Annotated in this window: 18 protein-coding genes; 9 read left to right on the forward strand and 9 right to left on the reverse strand. The window is 56.1% G+C overall.

What is annotated here, in order from left to right; genetic code table 11:
* Positions 1 to 42: 42 nt before the first annotated feature.
* The 4 genes from BBDE_RS10805 to BBDE_RS10820 are packed head-to-tail and all read left to right on the forward strand — an operon-like array spanning position 43 to position 4005.
* Complete coding sequence (locus tag BBDE_RS10805) at positions 43 to 1476, forward strand: aggregation-promoting factor C-terminal-like domain-containing protein (protein WP_003838152.1); 1434 nt, start codon at positions 43 to 45, stop codon at positions 1474 to 1476.
* Positions 1476 to 2426: a 16S rRNA (adenine(1518)-N(6)/adenine(1519)-N(6))-dimethyltransferase RsmA gene (gene rsmA, locus BBDE_RS10810; RefSeq protein WP_003838150.1), complete on the forward strand. Its 951-nt coding sequence runs from the start codon at positions 1476 to 1478 to the stop codon at positions 2424 to 2426. The genes BBDE_RS10805 and rsmA overlap by 1 nt, the downstream gene beginning before the upstream one ends.
* Positions 2423 to 3322, forward strand: coding sequence for a 4-(cytidine 5'-diphospho)-2-C-methyl-D-erythritol kinase (locus tag BBDE_RS10815; RefSeq protein ID WP_003838147.1), 900 nt, complete (start codon positions 2423 to 2425; stop codon positions 3320 to 3322). The genes rsmA and BBDE_RS10815 overlap by 4 nt, the downstream gene beginning before the upstream one ends.
* A 44-nt stretch (positions 3323 to 3366) precedes the next feature.
* On the forward strand, positions 3367 to 4005 hold the full coding sequence (locus BBDE_RS10820; protein WP_003838146.1) for a LytR C-terminal domain-containing protein: 639 nt from the start codon (positions 3367 to 3369) through the stop codon (positions 4003 to 4005).
* A 62-nt stretch (positions 4006 to 4067) separates the two neighbouring features.
* Here BBDE_RS10820 and BBDE_RS10825 read toward each other — a convergent pair whose 3' ends face one another.
* Positions 4068 to 5480 carry a CCA tRNA nucleotidyltransferase gene (locus BBDE_RS10825; protein WP_033489552.1) on the reverse strand — a complete coding sequence of 471 codons (1413 nt, stop codon included), beginning with the start codon at positions 5478 to 5480 and terminating at the stop codon, positions 4068 to 4070.
* A 299-nt stretch (positions 5481 to 5779) separates the two neighbouring features.
* On the opposite strand from BBDE_RS10825, the gene BBDE_RS10830 reads away from it, so the two are divergent.
* The 5 genes from BBDE_RS10830 (at position 5780) to trxB (ending at position 15240) form a co-directional block, all read left to right on the forward strand.
* Entirely contained in the window at positions 5780 to 6430 is a 651-nt protein-coding gene (locus BBDE_RS10830) for an NUDIX hydrolase (RefSeq protein WP_003844443.1), read from the forward strand.
* Entirely contained in the window at positions 6430 to 8535 is a 2106-nt protein-coding gene (locus BBDE_RS10835; protein WP_012902623.1) for a DUF6049 family protein, read from the forward strand. The genes BBDE_RS10830 and BBDE_RS10835 overlap by 1 nt, the downstream gene beginning before the upstream one ends.
* Positions 8532 to 12248, forward strand: coding sequence for a murein biosynthesis integral membrane protein MurJ (locus tag BBDE_RS10840; RefSeq protein ID WP_012902624.1), 3717 nt, complete (start codon positions 8532 to 8534; stop codon positions 12246 to 12248). Before BBDE_RS10835 ends, BBDE_RS10840 begins: the two co-directional genes overlap by 4 nt.
* Before the next feature lie 169 nt (positions 12249 to 12417).
* Positions 12418 to 14127 carry an acetolactate synthase large subunit gene (locus tag BBDE_RS10845; RefSeq protein ID WP_228369774.1) on the forward strand — a complete coding sequence of 570 codons (1710 nt, stop codon included), beginning with the start codon at positions 12418 to 12420 and terminating at the stop codon, positions 14125 to 14127.
* A gap of 180 nt (positions 14128 to 14307) precedes the next feature.
* On the forward strand, positions 14308 to 15240 hold the full coding sequence (gene trxB / locus BBDE_RS10850; RefSeq protein WP_003838136.1) for a thioredoxin-disulfide reductase: 933 nt from the start codon (positions 14308 to 14310) through the stop codon (positions 15238 to 15240).
* Positions 15241 to 15416: 176 nt separating this feature from the next.
* Here trxB and BBDE_RS10855 read toward each other — a convergent pair whose 3' ends face one another.
* The 8 genes from BBDE_RS10855 to rpmH form a co-directional block, all read right to left on the reverse strand.
* Entirely contained in the window at positions 15417 to 16724 is a 1308-nt protein-coding gene (locus BBDE_RS10855) for a ParB/RepB/Spo0J family partition protein (protein WP_003838135.1), read from the reverse strand.
* Positions 16725 to 16726: 2 nt separating this feature from the next.
* On the reverse strand, positions 16727 to 17671 hold the full coding sequence (locus BBDE_RS10860) for a ParA family protein (protein ID WP_012902626.1): 945 nt from the start codon (positions 17669 to 17671) through the stop codon (positions 16727 to 16729).
* A 267-nt stretch (positions 17672 to 17938) separates the two neighbouring features.
* Entirely contained in the window at positions 17939 to 18688 is a 750-nt protein-coding gene (gene rsmG, locus BBDE_RS10865; protein WP_003838129.1) for a 16S rRNA (guanine(527)-N(7))-methyltransferase RsmG, read from the reverse strand.
* A 189-nt stretch (positions 18689 to 18877) separates the two neighbouring features.
* A complete protein-coding gene (locus BBDE_RS10870; RefSeq protein ID WP_003838128.1) occupies positions 18878 to 19423 on the reverse strand; it encodes a Jag family protein in 546 nt (181 codons plus the stop codon).
* Between the two features lie 119 nt (positions 19424 to 19542).
* Entirely contained in the window at positions 19543 to 20553 is a 1011-nt protein-coding gene (gene yidC, locus BBDE_RS10875) for a membrane protein insertase YidC (protein ID WP_003838126.1), read from the reverse strand.
* Entirely contained in the window at positions 20547 to 20846 is a 300-nt protein-coding gene (yidD, locus tag BBDE_RS11285; protein ID WP_074696013.1) for a membrane protein insertion efficiency factor YidD, read from the reverse strand. The genes yidC and yidD overlap by 7 nt, the downstream gene beginning before the upstream one ends.
* Before the next feature lie 26 nt (positions 20847 to 20872).
* The gene (gene rnpA, locus BBDE_RS10880) at positions 20873 to 21235 is read right to left on the reverse strand and encodes a ribonuclease P protein component (RefSeq protein WP_003838122.1); all 363 of its coding nucleotides are present in this window, start codon (positions 21233 to 21235) and stop codon (positions 20873 to 20875) included.
* Positions 21236 to 21255: 20 nt separating this feature from the next.
* Entirely contained in the window at positions 21256 to 21390 is a 135-nt protein-coding gene (rpmH, locus tag BBDE_RS11290; protein ID WP_003843024.1) for a 50S ribosomal protein L34, read from the reverse strand.
* Positions 21391 to 21705: the final 315 nt, after the last annotated feature.

Here is a 21705-nt window from a genome sequence, read left to right on the forward strand (position 1 = left end):
TTAGAATGGCGACGTTATATGCCTGTATCGGAAAGAGGAGCTATGGCGAGAAGATGGACCCCTCAGAGGTTTGTGATGCTACGCCGTGTACGTGTTGTCATCTGCGTCACGACGGTCACCCTCGCTTCGGTGCTGGCATTCGGAGTAGGGGCACGCAAGACGGTGGCGTTGACGGTGAACGGCGAGACCACCACCGTGACCACGTATGCGATGAGCGTTGACCGTCTGTTGCAGGAACAGCAGGTGAAGGTGAAGACCCACGATCTGGTGGAATCCACATCATCCGGCACCCTGCAAAACCATTCCGTCGTGACGGTACGCAGCGCCTATCAGACCACCGTCACCATCGACGGCCAAGAAGTGCCGTTCTGGACGGTGGCGACCAGCGCCGATCAGCTGCTTGGATTCTTCGAGGCGAACGAAGCGGAGGCGTCGAAGATCACCGTCAACATCGATAACGTTTACAACAAGCTCACCGGAGGCCTGGTCATCAATCAGAACGGCCCGGTTACCGTCATCGCCGACGGTAAAAGTTCCGTATCGCCCAACGGCAAGCTGCCGGCGGCCTCCATTCTCGATTCCAAAGGAATCATCCTGAACAAAGAGGATCGCGTCAGCGTCGAAAAAGACAATGGCGAGACCATTCTGCGCGTGCAACGCGTAACGCATGACGAGCAGACACGTACGAAAACCGTGCCGCACGGCACCCAGACCATCATCGACGCGAGTCTGCAGCCCGGCGAAGCCGTGGTAAGGCAGGAAGGCGAGGATGGCGAAATCCAGCAGACCTATGACGTCACCTATGTGGACGGCGTTGAGGAAAGCGAAAAGCTGATCAACGAGGTGACCACAAAAATCGCCATCGATCAGATCATCGCCGTCGGTCCGGAAAAGACCGAGAGCTCCGATGCCGACAATGCCGACAACGGCCAAGCCGATTCCGGAAGCAACGACAGTGATTCGAGCAAGTCCGACAAGAAAGACGAGTCGGACAAGAAAGATTCGGATTCGACCGACAAGAAGAACGATTCCTCCGAGAAGAACGATTCGACGTCCACTCCAACCACTGAGCCAACGCAAACACCGACCCCAACGCCGACGCCGACACAGCAACAGCAACAGACACAGACGACAACGAACCCTTCGGACGGCTGTCGACTCTACCATCCATCGGCCGCCCAGGCACAGACCTATGCGGCCGGCGCGGCAGCCCAGTATGGCTGGACCGGACAGCATTGGACCAATCTGGTCAAACTATGGAATCGTGAATCCAGCTGGCTGTGGTATTCGGAGAACGCGTCATCCGGAGCGTACGGCATTCCGCAATCCCTGCCAGGCAGCAAGATGGCCTCTTTCGGCGCGAACTGGCGTGATGACGCAGCCGTGCAGATCGATTGGGGCCTGAATTACATTGCGCAACGCTACGGCAATCCGACGAAGGCCCGGGAGCATTCCGAACAATATGGCTGGTACTGATGGAAAACGGAAACAACGAACACATGACTGAACACACGACCAATAACGCCATGCAGGGCCATCTGCTGGGAGCCGCTGACATTCGCCGCATTGCCGACGAGGCCGGCATAAGCCCCACCAAGAAATTCGGGCAGAATTTCGTCATCGACCCCGGTACCGTACGTCGCATCGTGCGCGAAGCTGCAGTGACGGCCGACGATCATGTGCTGGAGGTCGGGCCGGGTCTCGGCTCGCTGACCTTGGCGATTCTGGAAACCGGCGCGTCAATGACCGCCGTGGAGATCGACCCGTCATTGGCCGAGCGTCTGCCGAACACCATCGCCGAATTCATGCCGGATGCCGTGGAACGCTTCCGTGTGATCAATCGTGACGCATTGACCGTCTCACCGGAGAACCTGCCGGATTTCAGCGGCGACGATACCTTCACGTTGGTGGCCAACCTGCCGTATAACGTGGCCACGCCGATTCTGCTCACCTTGTTGGAACGATTTGACAATCTGCATTCCTTCCTGGTGATGGTGCAAAAGGAGGTGGCCGACCGTCTGGCCGCGAAACCGGGGTCGAAGATCTACGGCACCCCAAGCGTGAAGCTCGCCTGGTACGGTACGGCCGAACGTGCGGGCATCATCGGTCGTAACGTGTTCTGGCCGGCACCGAACGTGGATTCCGCATTGGTATTGTTCAAGCGTTACGAAGGCGGGCATACGCCAGCCGCCGATAGCGCCGATGGCCCGGCGGCAAAGCGTGAGACGGTATTCCGCCTGATTGACGCCGCCTTCGGCCAGCGCAGAAAGACCTTACATGCCGCGTTGAGAAGATTCGTGCCCGATGAGGCGTTCGATATGGCCGGCATCGACCCGACCCGTCGTGGCGAAACGCTCACCATCGACGAATTCGTAGCGTTGGCGCGGGCACTTGACGCCATTCCCGGCGAGGTGAACGCAGCATGACCGCCCTGCCTTCAGCCGTGAGCGTCGACTGCCCGGCGAAAACCAATCTGACCTTGCATGTGGGCGCGCCTCGCGCCGAATGGAATGGCCGCCACGAGCTCGACACCATCTATTGCGCAGTCGGCGTATACGATACCGTCACTGTCGCACGTAAAGCGCCAGGAACCGGGTTCTCGCTCAATCTCGAAGGCGCGCATCTGGGTGACCTGGCATCATCCGGCAGCGATATGCGCCGTAATCATGCCGTACTCGCCCTGTTCGCCCTGGCCGAAGCCAGCGGCAATGAACCGGATGTGGCGTTGAGCATCGACAAGCGCATTCCGGTCGGGGCCGGACTTGCCGGCGGTTCTGCCGATGCGGCTGCCACATTGCTGGCGTTGAACAAGCTGTGGAATCTTGATTGGCCGCTGGCCCGACTCCAACAGGTCGCCGCCACCTTGGGCGCCGATATGCCGTTCTGCCTATCGGGAGGGTATGCGCATGGCACAGGATTCGGCGAACGGATCGAGGAACTGCCATCGGACGGTGATACCGTACGCGATCTGACCGACCGAGGTTTTGCCGGACGCTTGCTGGTGGGCGCCTATCGTGCGGAATTACGCACGCCGGAAGTATATGCGACATTCGATCGGATCGGCGCCGAAGAAGGTGATGACAATCATCTGCAGCAGGCTGCGATCTCACTGCATCCCCGTAGCGGGCAGGCCATCGAAGTGGCGCTTGAGGCTGGTGCAAGCCACGCATTCGTCTCGGGCTCGGGACCGTCCGTCATCGCTTTCGTACCGGATGACAGGACATCCGAATCCGTAAGTCTCGCATGGCGGGAGCGGCACGCGGTCGACCGCATCATCGCGGCCCAGGCACCGGCCGTCCCGATTGTGCATATCATTGCGTGACAGTAAGGTTGGTACCAATTGACGTTGGAAAAAGGAACTCGCAAATGACTCAAGCTATCGACGAGCGCGAAGCACGCAAACAGTATGTACGCCGCCGTCAGAAGGTGGTGTTCTCCATCATCGGCGCCATCATGGCCGTGGTCATGGTGATCTCCCTGTTGTTCTTCTTCCACGTCGGTGGCCTGGGCACCGTCAAAACGGCCACGGTGCAACCGAATTACGGCCAACAGGTGCCCTGTGCGGTGAACGAGCAGGACGGTTCCAAAGGCAAGTATGTGGAGAACCGCAACATTACGGTCCGCGTGCTTAACGGCACGAAATTCATCGGCTTCGCCAAAGCGGTCAGCGGCGCGCTGGAAAATCGCGAGTTCAATACCCAGACACCTGACAACTACACCAGTTCCAAGGTGGAACGCACGATAATCTTCTTCGGTAAGAACGCCATCAATCAGGCATATACGGTGAATAGCAACTTCACCGATGCCATGATGGTCATGGACGATCGCACCGACCAACTGATCGACATCGTGGTGGGAGCCACCTTCGATAATCTGCAGGACACCAAGAAGGTGCCGGCCGCAGGCAAGCAGATCGAGAGCTTCGAAGGCTGCGTGGCCGCGGATACGATGACGGATCTGCCGAAGGCCGATCAACACGATCCGGTGAACCCACCGGAGGGCTGAGTGCCAACCGCGGCGTGAAATGAATGCCCGCCTTCCCGATCAGGGGAAGGCGGGCATTCATTTCACTGTTCGGCGTACCAACGATTCAGTTCGGCCACAGCGACATCATGCTCGACCGGACCGTTATCAAGACGGTATTCAAGCATGTGCTTGTAGGCCCTGCCTACCATCGGACCAGGTTCGATGCCCAACAGCTGCATGATCTCGTCACCATTGAGATCCGGCCTGATTGCGTCGAAATCCTCCTTTTTCTTAAGGTCCCGTACACGCTGTTCCATCTCATCCATGGCCGACGAGAAAATCATGGCCTTGCGGCGGTTCTGTGTGGTCGCATCGGCACGTGTCAGACGATTCAGACGCTCATAAAGCGGGCCGGCGTCCTTGACGTAGCGTCGTACCGCGGAATCGGTCCACGGCTCCTCCACATACCCATGGAAGCGTAGATGCAGATTGACCAACTCGCTGACGTCTTCGATCATATGATGGTCGAAACGTAGGGCTTTCAGACGTTTGCGCGTCATTTTCGCGCCGACGGCATCATGATGATGGAAGCTCACCTTGCCGCCCGGTTCGAAACGTCGGGTCTTCGGCTTGCCGATGTCGTGCATGAGCGCCGCCAGACGCAAGGTAAGGTCCGGGGCCGGCACCGGACCGTCGGGGCCGGTTTCCAACGCCACTGCACGGTCAACGACGATCATGGTGTGCTCGAATACATCCTTATGGCGATGATGTTCGTCGATCTCCAGCTGCAACGCCGGGATTTCCGGAAAGACGATGTCGGCAAGACCGGAATCGACCAACGCCTCGATACCCGCACGCGGACGATCTGACAACAGCAGTTTCGTCAGCTCGTCGCGAACACGTTCCGCGGAGACGATGTCGATGCGTTCGACCATGTCTGAGAGTGCCTCGGCGGTTTCCGGCTCGATGCGGAAGCCGAGTTGCGCCACGAAACGCACCGCGCGCATCATACGCAGCGGATCGTCATCGAATGACTGACGGGGATTGACCGGCGTACGCAGCACACCCTTGACCAAGTCGTTCGCGCCGCCGAACGGATCGACGAATTCCAGATCCGGCACACGCAACGCCATCGCGTTCACCGTGAAATCACGACGGGACAGGTCTCCCTCCAACGTGTCGCCATAATTGACTTCCGGTTTGCGTGAATCCGGATCATAGGTATCGGAACGATAGGTGGTGACCTCCACCTTCACCTCGATGCCGTCCTCACGGCGGCGCATTGCGCCCAGCGTGCCGAACTTGCGGCCCATGTCCCAGAATCCGTCACGGCCAAAACGTCGCAGGATGTGCTCGAATTGTTCGGGACGCGCCGACGTACAGAAATCAAGATCATGTGATTTGCGGTGCAGCAGCAGGTCACGCACAGGACCTCCCACCAATGCCAATTCATAACCCTCTTCGGCAAACATACGCCCTAATTCAATGGCTTCAGGCCATACTTCGAAGTTCACGCCATCCCTTTCCGGCAACCACAAGTCCCTGTGTACTTTCTGCGTACCAGCATAGCGTGGGCGCGGTATGGGCTCCCGTGAAGCAGAATGCAACTTCACGCGAATACGACCCTGGCACACCGAGACGCGATGGGAAATCCAACGGACTGATGCCGAGACCGGCATTCGGTCACGCATGCATTTCCCCATTCCCCGCATGCCAGCATCTTGTCGCCGGCTTGCGTAGGTTTCGCAACACTGCCTCTAGGAATAAGGTGTCGGGTTTCTGTTTTCAACATTGGGTGAGTATGGTTAAAACCATGATTACGCCCGCAGACCTTGCACGCATGCTTGCCCATGCTGCGGACGAGCATACCCAAAATCCGATGGAACCGGACGAATTGCTCTACACGTCACAGTCCGTTTCCTTGGAACGGCAGACCATCATCACGCCCAGCACGCCCACACCGGCGATGATGCCGCAGCGACGGACCGGCGACGGACCGACCACCTTCGCCTCGCTGGATGCGCAGGAACTCCCGGTGGTGCGAGAATACTCCGCAGGCGGACTGGTCTTCGATGACCGTGGGCGCGTGGCCATCATCGCCAGACATTCGCGCAGCGGACATTTGGAGTGGTGTCTGCCGAAGGGCCATATCGAAAAAGGCGAGACCCCGCAGCAGACCGCAGTGCGCGAAGTGCATGAGGAGACCGGAATCCTAGGCGAAGTGGTCGATTCCATCGCCACCATCGACTATTGGTTCACCGGTACCAGCCAGCGCGTGCATAAGCTCGTGCACCATTTTGCGCTGCGCCAAATCGGCGGTGAACTGACGGTGGAAGGCGACCCCGACCATGAGGCCGAGGATGCCATCTGGGTGGATTTCAATGATTTGGATGACGTGCTGAGCTATCCGAACGAACGGAAGATCGCATGGCTGTACGCAAGGAAACTCAACAGACAGGCTTAATGGTGAATCACTCCGCATATCGGAACGTTTCGCGTGCCCTGCGCGCGCTATCGGCAATCCTCGCCATGGTGCTGACCATGGCGTTACTGCTGTTATACGTTCCCACGCATACGGCCTTCGCCGAGGACGGGCAACAGGATACGCTGACCATCGACTCCTCGACGGCGGTGATGACGGATTCCTCCGGATACCACGTGACGGCCACGGTGACCAACACCACTGACCATGACCTGCCTGAGGGCACGCTCACGTTGGCGTTGAACGCCTTTTACACGTTCGTGTCGCGCAATGACATTCAGGAATGGTCCGAAGGCACCGCGCGCATCCCCACGCCGAATATCGTCGGACAGGTACAGGTGCCCGCCCTGCAGCCGGGCGCATCGGCAAGCGTCTCCATCGACGCGGATGCCACGCAGCAATCGTTGCAGGCCATCAACACGTGGGGCCCGAAGCCCGTTCTGCTCAGCTATCAGGCCGACAACACACCAATCGATGAAGTGCACACGTTCGTGACCCGTTCCGGCACCGGACTCAATACGCCCTCCACCCCGGCGATGAACATCACCGTGGTCCAGCCACTTTCATCGGACGGGTGGACCACGGACACCAATGTGCTGGAACAGCTGGTCGATAAGGGAGGTCTCAAGTCGGGTACCGTAGCGAAAATCGTGACGCTCGGCAAGGATGACGCCAAACCCAAGGAGCTGGAGCAGGTCATCGCCAAGCATGACGGCCTGCAGACAATCGCCGATCCCACCTATCTCCAAGCCATGACGATGCCAACGCAAGTGGACGGCATCATGCAACCGGCATCGTTCGACATCACCGCATATTCGGCCATGGACAATGCGGAAGGCTACAGCAGGGCCGGTGTGAAACGATCCTCCTGGAATGCCAAAAAGGCCGTTTCAACCTATCGTTCGGCATTGGGAGATGCACGTGCGCAGGCTCGCATCTATGCTTGGCAAGGAACGGGCAATTGGACCAGTAAGGCACTGACGCAGGCCAAACAGCAGGGATACGATACGGTCATCGCCACTCACGACTTCGATGAAAGCGACGCCGCCACCGTGGAAACCGGCAAAACCGTAGTTTCCACCGATGCAGGCGATGTCACGGTACTGTCGGCGCAAAATGTGTTGACCGATCTGGCGCAAGGCAAGGCAACCAGCACACAGGCCGAGGCCGACGGCGAAGGCTCCTCAGCAGGCAGACTGGCCCGTTTCGCCGCACAAAGCGCGTTCTACCAGATGGAACAGCCGTATTCGGACCGTAACCTTTTGGTCTGCCTGTCCGCCAACGGCAATCCTGCCGATGTGGACGCCCTGATGTCCGTCATCGAACAATCCTCTTGGCTGAATATCACCGACCTCAACACGTTGGCCGACGCCGACGCACATCTGACCGGTGACGATGCGACCGCAGCGGTACCCGACACCGACGGTTTGAGTGCCGACAGGCGCACCGGCATCGAGCAGACGCTGAACACCCTGACCGACACGTTCAATGACGTCGCCAGATTCAATGCGTTCATCCTGACGGATGATGACAAACTCAACGACAACGACGCTATCGTCGAATGGCGCAAGCAACTCGTCCGCGCGCAATCCACGCTGGCCCTGCATGCCTTGAGCAACGACTCCGCTCACAGCGACACGATGGTCAAGGGCGCCCAACAGCTCGCTTCGCTACTGACCGACGGCGTGGCCATTACTCCGACGGACAACGTGACCGTGGTGAGCGAAACGGCGAAAATGCCGGTGACCATCAGCAACAGCCACCCTTACCCGGTGACGGTAAAGGTTTCATCGAGGACCAATTCCATGGAAATCGTCACGTCGCGCATGGATACCGTGGAGGTGCCGGCCCATGGCGAAGCCCAGGTCGCGTTCACCATTCGCGTGGCCACTTCCGGCAACGCCGACGCCACACTGTCTCTGATGGACCGACAGGGCACCGTGTTCGGTGCGGTGCAGACTACGCATATCACCAGCGCCCTGCAGATTAGCGACAAAAGCGGTTTCGTAATCATCGGCATTGCCGTACTGCTTGCAGCGCTGGGCCTTTGGCGACAATTCAACCGTAAGAAGGATCCCGACGAATGAGTTCTTCCGTTGGCCGTAATTCACTGATCATGGCCTCCGGCACCGCGGCTTCCCGCGTGACCGGGCAGATTCGCACCATTTTGCTGGCGTGGGCGCTTGGCACCACCGGCTACGCCGCGAACGCCTACCAAGCCGGATCGATGATTCCGCAGGTCATCTACACGCTGGTTTCCGGTGGCATCTTCAACGCGGTACTCGTACCTCAGATCGTGCGCACGCTGAAGGACAAGGACGCTGAGACCAAACTCAACAAGCTGATCACGTTGTCCATCACCATGCTGCTCGGCGTGACGCTGCTGATGGCCGTCTGCACACCGTTGCTGACGAAGCTGTATGTGAACGGCGGTCCGGACACGATGGCTCTCGCCAACGCATTTACGTTATGGTGCATGCCGCAGATTTTCTTCTATGGCCTTTATACGGTGATCGGGCAGATTCTGGCGGCCAAGGACCATTTCGTCACCTACGCATGGAGCTCGGTGGGTGCGAATGTCATCAGCTGCATCGGCTTCGGCGCGTTCATCGCGCTGTTCGGCCGCGCTTCGGAACAGCCCGTCGGTTTCTGGTCCTCCGATAAGATTTTGCTTACCGCCGGTACATGGACGATCGGCGTAGCATTCCAAGCGTTGATCCTGTTCGTTCCGTTGACTCGTATCGGATTGCGATACCGCCCGAAATTCGGCATTCGCGGCATCGGATTGCGTTCGATGGGACCGGTGGCCGCCTGGAGTCTTGGCATCGTAGGCGTCGATCAGATCGTCAACGTGATCCTTACGCGCATCGCCACCAGCGCCCCATATCGCGCCCATCAGCTTTATGGCATGAATCAGCTCGATGTCGCCGGCAACGCGACCTATCAGAACGCCTATACGATCTACATGCTGCCTTACTCACTGATCGCGGTATCGATCGCTACTGCCATCTTCCCGAAGATTTCCAAGGCCGTTGCAGACGGCAATATCGGTGAGGCCCGCAACGATCTGAGCTCCGCATTGCGCAATCTCAACCTCATCATGTGCTTTCTGGCGACGGCATTCATCGTGCTACCGCTGCCGATCGTGCTTGCGCTGCTGCCTTCCGTATCCGTACGTGAGGCATTGCTGATCAGCGCACCGTTGATGGCATTGGGCATCGGCCTGCCCTATGCCAGCTCATACCTAGTGATCCAGCGCACATTCTACGCCTTCGAAGACGGCAAACATCCGTTCATCTTCATGGCGATCACCATGGGCTTTCAAGCACTCGCCCTGATCGTCGGAGCCGCATTGCTGCCTCCCACGCAATGGATCGTTCTGATCGGCGCGGTCATTACGGTGAGTTTCATCCTCCCCTACCCTCTGCTGATGCGCATGCTGCGAACCCGTTTCGCCGGCAATATCGATGGCTCGCGTATTCTGTGCGCCTATGCCAAGGCAACATTGGCGGAAATCGTCGCGGCGGCCGTCGGCCTGCTGTGCCGTAACGCCGTCTATACGCTGGTCGGCGCGCATATCGGACGGGATGATGGTTCCATGAACTGGGGGCAGGCCGTACTTGCGGCGATACTGCTGACCATCATCATCACCGTGGTCTATCTGGCCGTGCTGTGGGCGTTGCGTTCCGAGGAACTGACCTCTGTCATCGCCATGGTGACAAGCCGTATTCCGGGAATGCACACGACCAGCCCGAACGGTAGAATATCCCCAGTGCCGGCAACTGGCAGCACTCGAACGAACACACCTATTACAGAGCCGAAGGAACCTATGAAACCTCAGCTGGGAGATACCGTCAGCAACCGTTATGTGCTGGTCTCGCCGCTTCGCGAAGAAACGGGTCTACAGGTATGGAAAGCCAGCGACCACGTGCTCGCACGAGACTGCCAGCTTTTCATCGTCAATAGCAAGAAGGCGCTGGCCGACGTCAATGCGGCCGCCTCCATGCTGGCCATCTCGCATGATTCGCATTTCACGCCGGTGCTGCAACTGCAGCATGTCGATGACGTCGCTCTGGTGATCACACAGCTTGATTCCGGCATCTCACTTAGCGATTACCTGTCCAGTCCCGCAGTGCAGCCATTGAGCTATGAAGCGATGCGATCCATACTGGGCGAAGTGCTGGAGGCTCTGCGTGTATTGCAGCAGAACAATCTCACGCATTTCTCCATCAGCACCGACACCGTGCGTCTGACTCGCAACGGCGTGCAGATTGCCGACGCTCCCGTCAGCATCATGCTCGCCGACATGTCCCGCGTCCAATCCGCGGATGGCAGGGAGCAGCTTGCGATTCGCCAAATCGCCGCACTGCTGTATGCCATGCTGACCCGTAAGCCGTCGACGCTTGCCACTGATTTCAATCTATCGGCGCTGTCACAGGACACTCCCATGGAATTCCGCGTCATCTGCAAGCGCGGCCTTGAGTTGCAGGAAGAGGACGGAGTCCCGACCATTCCGATGGCAACGCTTGCCGAGCTGGATGCGTTGCTCGACCACTATCAGCCGCTGCAGGCGCTGACGGGATCCGACATCGCGTTGCCTTCCACGGATTCGCAGTGTTCCATCGTCAACGTTCCGGTGTTGCAGATCCTCGACGAAGACACCATTGCACTGCCGGATAAGCTGGTCAGTTCCGGCAGTATCCCCGAACTGAATTTCGAAGCTCCGGAACCACACACCGATCTGTCTGACAGCAAGGAGGCCATCGCCAAGGGCATGGCCGCGACCAGCGGTGCCGTCAAAGCGCTATGGGCCAACAGCAAAGCCGTACTCAGCGAAGAGGACATCGACGGCGTAGTGGATGACGCCGCGACCCAATTCTCATTCCCCATCACGGTGACCGCCGATTCCATATCAGATGACACCGATGCGGAATCCCAATTGGAAAAGACCGGGCGCATTCCGGTCATCGGCGCCGACGGTCAGATCATTCAACCCGGCGAGGAATCCCAACGCGCATTGGAAGCCGAACGTGCCGCCATTGACGCGGCCTACGCAGCCGGCAACGCACCGGTACCACCAAGTTTCGCACCGAAGAATCCGCCGACTGAAGATGATTCCTCCGACGTGGCGGATGCCACATTGTTCGGCAAGGTCAAGACCAAGGTCGTGGCCATCATCATCGCCGTCATCGTTGTGGCAGTAGCCTTGGGATTCGCCATCCACGGACTGACCAAGAACACTTCCACGGGCACTTCCGCCGGCACTTCCGCAAGCGCCTGGCCGGAGATGAATCTTGACGATGTCCCGTTCGGCACCGAGACTATGCAGCCCTCCGATGACTCCAGCTCGGCGGCGGACGCCGACGCCAGCCCCTCCGCTACGAAGAAGGCCACCAAGCAGGCGGAAGATAAGGTCATTACCACTGATAAGAAGACCAAGAAGGTACCGGACCCGAAGCAGCCGGAGAACAACACCCCGTATGAGATCGACAATCGTCAGTTCGTGTCCAATCCCGACGGGCAACAGGGCTACGGCTACTATGTGCATCTGAGTCAACCGCATGATGTCTACCGTCTGGTCATCAAGATCCGCTCTTCGGGCGGTCAGGGCTATGTGCGTGTCAATACCACGTCGAACCCCACTCAAGGTGAGCAGGTGGCACAGTTCGAGTTCGATGCCAGCGGCACCACCGATGTGAAGTTCGATAGGACCGTGAACACGCAGGACATCCTGCTGTGGGTGCCTTTGGACAGTCTGCCGGGCAACCAGCTGTATATCGACAGCTTCCAAGTGTTCTAAGCGCCGTACTTCTTGTTGGCGTTCCTCCAGGCCCCATATCATTCGTTCTTCGTCGAATGATACGGGGCCTTCGCATGTTTTCGTTCGCATGGCGGTGCGGAACGTTACCGCATTCGTTACATGACACTCGTTAGTATGTGACCTCGTGAACCAAGAGAACACCGTTGAAATCACTACCGAAAACGCTTCGGAACATACTCCGGAGACCACCCGCCACGAACATGTGCGCAATGTCGCAGACCTGTTCGTCGAATGCCTAGTCAACGAAGGCGTACACGTCATTTATGGCATTCCCGGCGAAGAGAACATCCCGCTGATGGAAGCCCTGGAACGCGATGGACGCATACGTTTCGTATTGACCCGCCATGAGCAGGGAGCGGGCTTCATGGCCTCCACGCAAGGCCATCTCACCGGCAAACCGGGCGTCTGCATGGCCACGCTCGGACCGGGCGCATTGAATCTCACCCTGCCGGTGGCGCAAGCCAACGCCAGCACCATTCCGATGGTCGCCATCTGCGCACAGGGCAATGTGAGCCGTCTATACAAGGAATCACATCAGATCGTGGATCTGGTGTCGGTGTTCCGCCCACTGACGCAATGGACCAGTATGATCGCCACACCAAGTTCGGTGCCGGAAATCATCCGTAAGGCCTTCTCCGTAGCACAGCGGAAACGCCCCGGTGCAACCTGTCTGATTCTGCCCGAAGACGTGGCCGAGATGCCCGTTCCAGCCGGAATCAGGCCACTGCCGTTGCCGGATACTATGCATATCCGCCCGACGGACGGTACCATCGCCCGCGCGGCTGACATCATCAGTCAGGCGCAGCATCCGATCATTCTGGCCGGTAACGGCGTGGCCCGCGCTCATGCTGAGAATCGTCTGCTGGCACTGGCCGAACAGCTGAATGTGCCGGTGGCCACCACCTTCGAAGGCAAGGGCGTGATTTCGGATCATATTCCGAACGCACTTGGCGTAGTCGGTTTCATGAAACATGATTATGAAAATTTTGCTTTTGATGAAGCTGATTTAATTATCTCTGTCGGCTTTTCCATTCAACAGTTCGACCCAAAGAAAATTAACCCAAATGATGATAAGACTATCATTCATATCAATACCTTTATTGAAGATACCGATGCGCACTATTCAACCGCATTGAATATCATGGGTGACATCGACCAGACTTTAGAGGCGTTGATCACCCGTCTTCAAGTGAAAGGCATTCGCTTCGACGAATCGCACCCGTTGATTCACGAGTTGTTGAATTCGGAATTCCGCTCGTATGCAAGCGATGATTCTTTCCCGATGAAACCGCAACGTATCGTATATGACACCCGTCGCGCCATGGCGGATGACGATATCACGCTGGTAGACACCGGCGCATTGAAGATGTGGATGGCCCGCCTGTACCCGACGTACTATTCCAACACCTGCGTGATCGACAATTCGTTGTCTACCATGGCATGGACATTGCCCGGCGCCGTGGCCGCATCACTGGAAAATCCTGGCCGACCAGTATTGGCGGTAATGGGCGACGGCAGTTTCCTGATGAACGTGCAGGAAATAGAGACGTCCGTTCGCGTAGGCGCGCGTATGGTGGTGCTGGTGTGGGTCGACAAGGCCTATGGCCTGATCAAATGGAAGATGAACATTCACAATGGCTCGTACGAGGATGTCGATTTCGATGATCCGGATGTGCTGGAGTTGGCCCATAGTTTTGGAGCGCGTGGTCATGTGATAGAGGCGGCCGACGAGCTCTACCCCACCCTATGCGAGGCGTTAAAGAACCAGTCCGGCGTCGACATCATCGCCTGCCCTGTCGATTACAGTGAGAACATGAAGCTCATCGAAAAACTCGGCGAAGTCGATTTCGGCAACTGATTTTCACTGAGGTGCCAACGATATGATGCTGGCTGTTTCACGTGAAACAGCCAGCATCCATCATGTTCACTCCCTCTTCCAACCTTCATGATGACCGGTTATCGCAAAATACGATAACGGGTGGAATACGCCCTGAGCTCATACGGCATGGCTCGGCGGAAGTGCTCGTATGGTGGGACCATGAGCGATTTGCGAGATGTAGTTATTATCGGATCCGGCCCGGCAGGATACACTGCAGCCATCTATCTAGGCCGTGCGGGATACAGACCACTGGTCATCGCCGGGGCACTGACTCCCGGCGGACAGCTGGTCAACACCACTGAGGTGGAAAATTTCCCGGGATTTCCCGATGGCATTCTCGGCCCCGATCTTATGGACAACATGAGGAAACAGGCCGAAAAGTTCGGCGCCGAAATCATCTGGGACGATGTCGTATCCGTTACCGTCGATGTCGAATCCGATACGAAGACCGTAACCCTTGACCAAGGCGACATATATCAGACCAGGGCCGTGGTAGTAGCCACCGGTTCCCAGTATCGCAAACTCGGCGTACCAGGCGAATCCGAATTCTCCGGCAAGGGTGTCTCCTACTGCGCAACCTGCGATGGATTCTTCTTCCGAGATAAGCCGATTGTTGTAATAGGTGGCGGAGATAGCGCCTTCGAAGAAGCCGATTTCCTATCCCGTTTTGGATCCTCCGTTACGCTGATTCATCGCCGTGATTCGTTCCGTGCCTCTCAAATTATGGTCGAGCGAGCCAAGAACAATCCGAAGATTGATTTCATTCTTAATTCCGTAATTGAAGAGATTAATGGAAATGATAATGGAGTTAATTCAATTTCTATACGTAACTTGAAAAACGAATCTGTGGAAGTTATTTCTGCAAATGGGGTTTTTGTCGCTATTGGACACACTCCCGCCACTACTTTCCTTGATGGTGTGGTAAATCGTGATGAGGCCGGATATATCCAGGTGGAAGGTGCCAGTACCAGAACCAGCGCTCCGGGAATTTTCGCCGCCGGCGACTGCGTCGATAGTGTTTATCGCCAGGCCATCAGCGCCGCCGGAATGGGTTGCCGCGCCGCTCTCGACGCCCAATCCTATCTGCAGTAGTCTGCCCGGTTTTCTGCCGCATTCCCGCAGCAAGTCCCGTATTACGCGCTTGTTTTTGTCATGTGTCCACAGAGGGGGAGGTGTGGCATATCCTATTTAAGACCGTAGAGACTCGGCCTGAGCGGCCCGGAGTGCGCCGTAATAGGATATGTCATTCCCTCCCACGGACATATCAATCACTGCTGCTGCATGAGCAGATCGACGATTCGGTTCATGTCGTCTTCGGATTTGAACACGATTTCGATGCGGCCATGCTTCTTGGATCCCTTGATTGACACCTTGGTACCGAAACGTTGTTCAAGACCCATTTGCACCGGAGTACCAGCCCAGGGATTCAGCTTATTCGCCTTGGGTTTCTTCGGCTGATCGCTTTCGGAAACCTTCATCGACACGATTTCCTCGGTGCTACGCACCGACAATCCTTCGGAAATAATGCGAGTCGCCAGCTGTTCCATGTCAGATTCGGCAGGCAGGCCCAACAATGCGCGGGCATGTCCGGCGGAAAGCAGTCCCGAAGCGACTTTTTTCTGTACGACCGCCGGCAGATGCAGCAACCGCAGGGTATTGGCAATCTGCGGGCGTGACTTCGAAACGGATTTGGAAAGCTGCGCCTGCGTTAAACCGAAATCATCGATCATCTGCTGATATGCGGCCGCCTCTTCCAATGGATTCAATGCAACACGATGCAGATTCTCCAGCAAGGCATCGCGCAGCATATCGTCATCCGCAGTGGTTTTGACGATTGCCGGTATCGTCTTCAGACCGGCAATCTGCGAAGCACGCCAACGACGCTCGCCCATGATGAGCTCGTACATGCTGTCCATGCGGGCCTCGAACATATTATGGGCCTCAGACGCATTCTTTGCGCTCTCCTGCGCCTGTTCACGCTGTTCCTTACGTGCGGCCTCGATCTGCTCGCTTGGGCGCTTACGCACAACGATTGGCTGAAGCACGCCGACTTCCTGAATGGAGTCAGCCAACTCACGCAAATCATCCTCATCAAAGATGGTGCGTGGCTGATGCAGATTCGGACCAACGTCACTGAGCCGTAATTCAACAAGATAGCCGCCTTGAACCGGCAACAATTCCGGCTCTTCGTTCTTCTTGTCAGATGATTCGGTTTCACGTGAAACACTTGTTTGTTTTTCAACCGACTGTTGCGACGATTCCACCCCCAGACCGGAACTACCGAAGAACATATCCGCAGGATGGGCGGTTTCATTCAAGGTAATGGAAGGCATTGCATTCCGTCGACTTGAAGTTTTTTTCGCAGTTTCACGTGAAACACTCTTTTTGCCGGACTGTTTCATGCCATGCACGGCATCGACGGAGGCCTGTGCAGTAGCAACGGAAGTCTTGCTATCCTGCGGTTTCTCGGCAGCGGCTTGAGGTTCCTGCACAACATCTTCGTGCTTCTGGCTCTCCCCCGGCAAAGCGGGGAATAACGCTCCAAGACCCTTGCCCAAACGCGACTTCGTAGCCATAATCAGTTCTCGTTTCTTCTCGCATCAATAGCCTGCAGCACCGTCGGGGAACGACGTGCGATTTCCAATGCAGCCTCGCAATAGGAAATCGCTCCCATACCTTTCGGATCGTAGGCGATCACACTCTGATTGAAACTCGGAGCTTCGGAGATTTTCACCGTACGCGGAATGGTGGTGTCAAGCACGATGGTCGGATAGTGCTTTTTGACTTCCTCATGCACTTCACGGCTCAACAGCGTACGCTTATCAAACATCGTGACCAGCATGGTGGATACCAGCAGGGCGGGATTGAAATGCTCCTGCACCAAACCGATGGTGTTAATCAGTTGTCCAAGTCCCTCCAGTGCGTAATACTCCGCCTGAATTGGGATCAACATCTCCGTAACCGCGCACATGGCATTGATGACCAACAGTCCCAAACTCGGAGGGCAGTCGATGATCACATAATCATAGTGCTGTTCGCTGGTGTTCAGAAATTCATCGACCGCACGTTTGAGCAACACATTACGGTCAGCCATATCGGCGACTTCCAGCTCGGCACCACTCAGATCGATGGAGGCCGGCACCACGTCGAGCAATTCACAATCAGGACAGGTCTGCTTGACTTCGGCAATGCTCATACGCCCTTCAAGCACGTCATACACGGAAGGTTCCCCCGAGGTATGCCGCGCTCCAAGAGCGGTGGAAGCGTTCCCTTGCGGATCCATATCAATCAGTAATACTCGGGCACCATACTGTGCCAGCGCGGAGGAAACGTTCACCGCGGTCGTCGTTTTGCCGACGCCACCTTTCTGATTGGCTACGGCAATCATGCGAGTACGTTCCGGCTTAGGGAACGTCACCTTCTGCAGAGCACGATATCGCGATGATTCATCAGCTATCTGTGCGCCTAACGGGGAGGAGCTTCCTCCGAAAATACGTTTAATGGTATCCGTGGCGGATTCCATAGACGTCAGGTTGTCTGGTCCTTCAGGTCCAGTCATGAACTAGCCCTCCTCGATTACTTACAGTATGTTCAAGTTTCTTCATTTGGGTGGACATGTAGTACATTGTGCGCAAATGTGGATAACTGTGTATAGCTGGTGGATAACCTACGTGGCGCTTAAAAGAATATCCACAGGATAAACGTTGCAATATAGCGAAATTTTTTCATCCCAAATCATGACGTCTGCAAGTGTGGACAAAGTGGATAACTTCGCCAAATTGTGGATAACTTATCTTTTGTCAACCAGCAGAATATGCGTTGACTCCAGTCCCGGCCCCACCTCGGCATCAACCACCCGAGGACGGACTCCCCCGCTCTTGGCGATCTCCTTCGAGGCCTTATCGATCTCATCTTGTGCGGATTGTCCTTTCAGGGCGACTAGACGACCTCCCGTCTCAAGCAAGGGCAACGTCCATCCGGAAAGTTTGGTCATGGGCGCTACGGCACGGCAGGTCACCACGGCAAACGGATGACTTGTGGCAATTGGATTACCATCCAGGTCGAGTACGGGAGTGGTATGCGATATTGCTCCCCTGTTCTTCCTGCTGGTTTTGGAACCGCGGATGGCATCAATCATTGCATTGGCGCGTGACCGCACCACCGTGACATTGTCAAGGCCCATGTCGTTGACGCATTCATTGAGCCATTCGACGCGACGTTCCATGGGCTCCACCAGCGTGAACCGATGATCCGACAGACATGCGGCCGCGACGATTCCAGGGAATCCACCGCCACTACCAATATCAGCCACCGTCTTGAATTGCCTGCGTACCGTTGCTTCACGTACAAATGGCACAATCGCCGCAGAATTCAGGATATGTCGTTCCCAGATAATACCGACGTCACGCGGTCCGATAAGTCCGCGGGGCTCTCCCTCCTGTGCTAGTTTGTCATGAAAGATACGCAACTTCACAAGCGCATCCCCAAGTACTTCTTCCAAAATCGGCGAATCATCAAGTTCGTCAGTCACTTCAGTCATGCTCTCTATCCTATAACCACAGGGATATCAACCACCTCCATAAATAACATGACGGCAGTGTTATAGTAGAGAGAGGGAGGGCGATGTTCTTTCGTGACAGTCTAAGACGCAACTGGAATATTGGCCTTCGAAGCTGTCACACATAAAAAACGCCGCACAATGGCGGCGTTATGTTTCACGTGAAACGAATCAGATTTCGACGATATCTTCGAAATCATCCTCTTCGGTGGTCGTTCCGGCAGATCCCGACTTGAGGTACACCGTCACATAACGATGCGGCTCTTCACCGTGGGAGCGGGACTTCAGTCCTTCCTCACGAACTACATCATGCACGATCTTGCGCTCAAAAGAATTCATCGGCTTAAGATCCACCGGCTCACCGGTTTCACGCGCTTCGTCGATGGCGTCCAATGCGATATCATGCAGACGCTGACGCTTATGCTTAAGATAGCCGTCAACGTCCACGATGAGGTGAGACCGTTCGCCAGTCTTCTGCTGAACCGCCAAACGGGTGAGCTGCTGCAAGGCATCCACCACTTCCCCATTGCGGCCAATCAGATGCTTGATATCAGTGTCATCATCGGCAACAATCTGTACGGTCGGGCGATTGTTGCGTACGCCCATCTCAATATCGCCTTCATAGTCGACGATATCCAGCAATTCTTCAAGATAATCGGCAGCGATATCAGCTTCTTCATTGAGCTGATCGATGGTCTTTTCATCATCTTGCGCCATGGTTGTGTACTCCTTTGAGCGGGGTGTCTGTTCTCAGTCTAAGTCCTGTTTATCACTTCGGTAATAACCCTGAAGGAAGGGCGTGTCCCGTGTTTCACGTGAAACACGGGACACCTTGCTCACTTCTTTTTCTTCTTGCGAGATGGCTGCTGCCGCTGATACCCGTTCTTCGTTTTGCTCTCGGCTGCGATCTTGGCCTTCTCCAACTCCTCTTCTTCGAGAGATGGAAGGCCGGCCTTGACGCGGCGGGCATTCTCATGTTCGTGATCACGAACGGTCTTGGCTTCCGCCGCCGGGGAACCCGGAGTCGGGAAGGCGTAGACCTGCCATAGTGAACGACAAAGGTTCAGAATGTTGTTGGCAAGCCAGTACACCAGCACAGCGAACGGCATGGTGGCACCAGAGAAGATGTACATGATCGGGAACATCCAAAGCATCATCTTCTGCATCATCTCGGTCTGCTTGGTTTGCGGACCATTCTGAGGCATGTTGCGCTTCATGTTGTTGTACTGCATGAACCACAGGCAGAAGCACATCAGCGCCACGAAGATGGCGATGACGACCTTACCGCCGATGTTGGCCGTCATGAAGTTATCGGTGACATTGGTATTGAACACCGTGGTCTTGGTGAACTGCAACGCGGTGGCCTGATCAAAAGCGCCCAGCGCGGCACGTTTGCCGCGGGCGATGTATGGAATGGCCGACAGCGTGTAGAACATGCACATGAATATAGGGCCCTGAATCAGCATCGGCAGACACGAGCCCATCGGGTTCGCGTCGTTGTCCTGATACAGCTTCATCATTTCACGCTGCATGGCCTCTTTGCTGGCCTGATCGTTTTTGCCCTTGTATTTGTTCTGGATGCGCGCCATCTTCGGCTGGATTTCCTGCATTTTGCGCATCGACTTCATGGTCTTGTAGTACAGCGGGAACACGCACGCATGCACCACGAGCACCAGGAAGATGATGGATAGCACCCACGAGAAGCCGACCGGGTGCATACCCAACAGAGTCAGAAACTTATGGAAAATGGCCATGATCTGCGTCATGAGCCACTCGATTGGCGTCAGGAGCTTATACAACCAGCCCCAGAAACCGCTATCGAGGAGAAATTGATTTTGATTCAGCATTGCAGGCCCGTCTCCTTATCGTCTGCGGCCAGTGGTGTGAGTCGTGGCTCTTCATGAGCCTTTGACCACGAAAATCTATAGCAAATGGAATAGCGCTGCGGAACATCGTCGATTCCCCCGCGACTCCAAGGCCTGCAGCGCAGGATACGCAAAAAGGCAAGAAGGCCGCCTCTGAGGCAGCCAAAACGTGTCACAGCCTGAATCGCGTAATTGGAACAACTTGGATAGTATCTGCAACAGGGCGGGGTTTTCGCGGAAATGTGACGCTGATACCAACGTATGGCACGAATCATCCAATCACCGCTACGCCCCATCCTCGTCATTGATGTGCTGCCTTACGGCTTATCGCCTCGAAGCAGGCTGCCATCTGATGATCCAAGGATGAAAAATCGGCATGCGCCGCGCTAGGCTTCGCACGCAAAACGATGTCGCAGGATTCAGGCAGTAAGAATTCGTGCTTTCGCGCGAGCACACGGAAACGACGTTTGACGGTATTACGCGTTACTGCGTTACCGACAGCCTTGGAAACGGCCAGACCGACACGTCGGCCACTCCTCGCCGTGGAATCGGATATGAAGACATCGTCATGCATTGCATAATGTACGACGATGTCTTCACGCGATACCCTACGACGGCGTTTGAGCACCGCGACGAAATCGCGATGGCTTTTCAGCCGTTCCACCGCTATGCCACTAAATACAATCAGGCAGCGAGGGACTTGCGGCCCTTGGCGCGGCGACGATTGATCAGAGCGCGACCTGCGCGGGTGCGCATGCGATGGCGGAAACCGTGCTTCATGTGACGACGACGGTTGTTCGGCTGGAATGTCCTCTTCATAATTAATGCTCCCGGTGTTTTAGCCATGCCAAGGCACGGCTCCTCATGAGTCAAGCTCTACTAAATTACTCTGACCCCTGAACACAGTCAAAATCATGCGTCGTCCTTCACTGGATAAGCGGGGAATCTCCCCCGTGCAATATCCACAAAATCGTTGGAACAACGCCGAATTCCCCACGAAAGTTATCCACAAACTACACTTATGTTATTCACATTTCAGACGTTTCAACACGCTAGACGGTGGATAACTTGGGGAAAAAAGAGTAAAAAGAAACAGTTGCACATCCGTAGGCCTTCTATTGGGAAAGGGAATCC

The organism is Bifidobacterium dentium JCM 1195 = DSM 20436 (assembly GCF_001042595.1).
Classification (GTDB): Bacteria; Actinomycetota; Actinomycetes; order Actinomycetales; family Bifidobacteriaceae; genus Bifidobacterium; species Bifidobacterium dentium.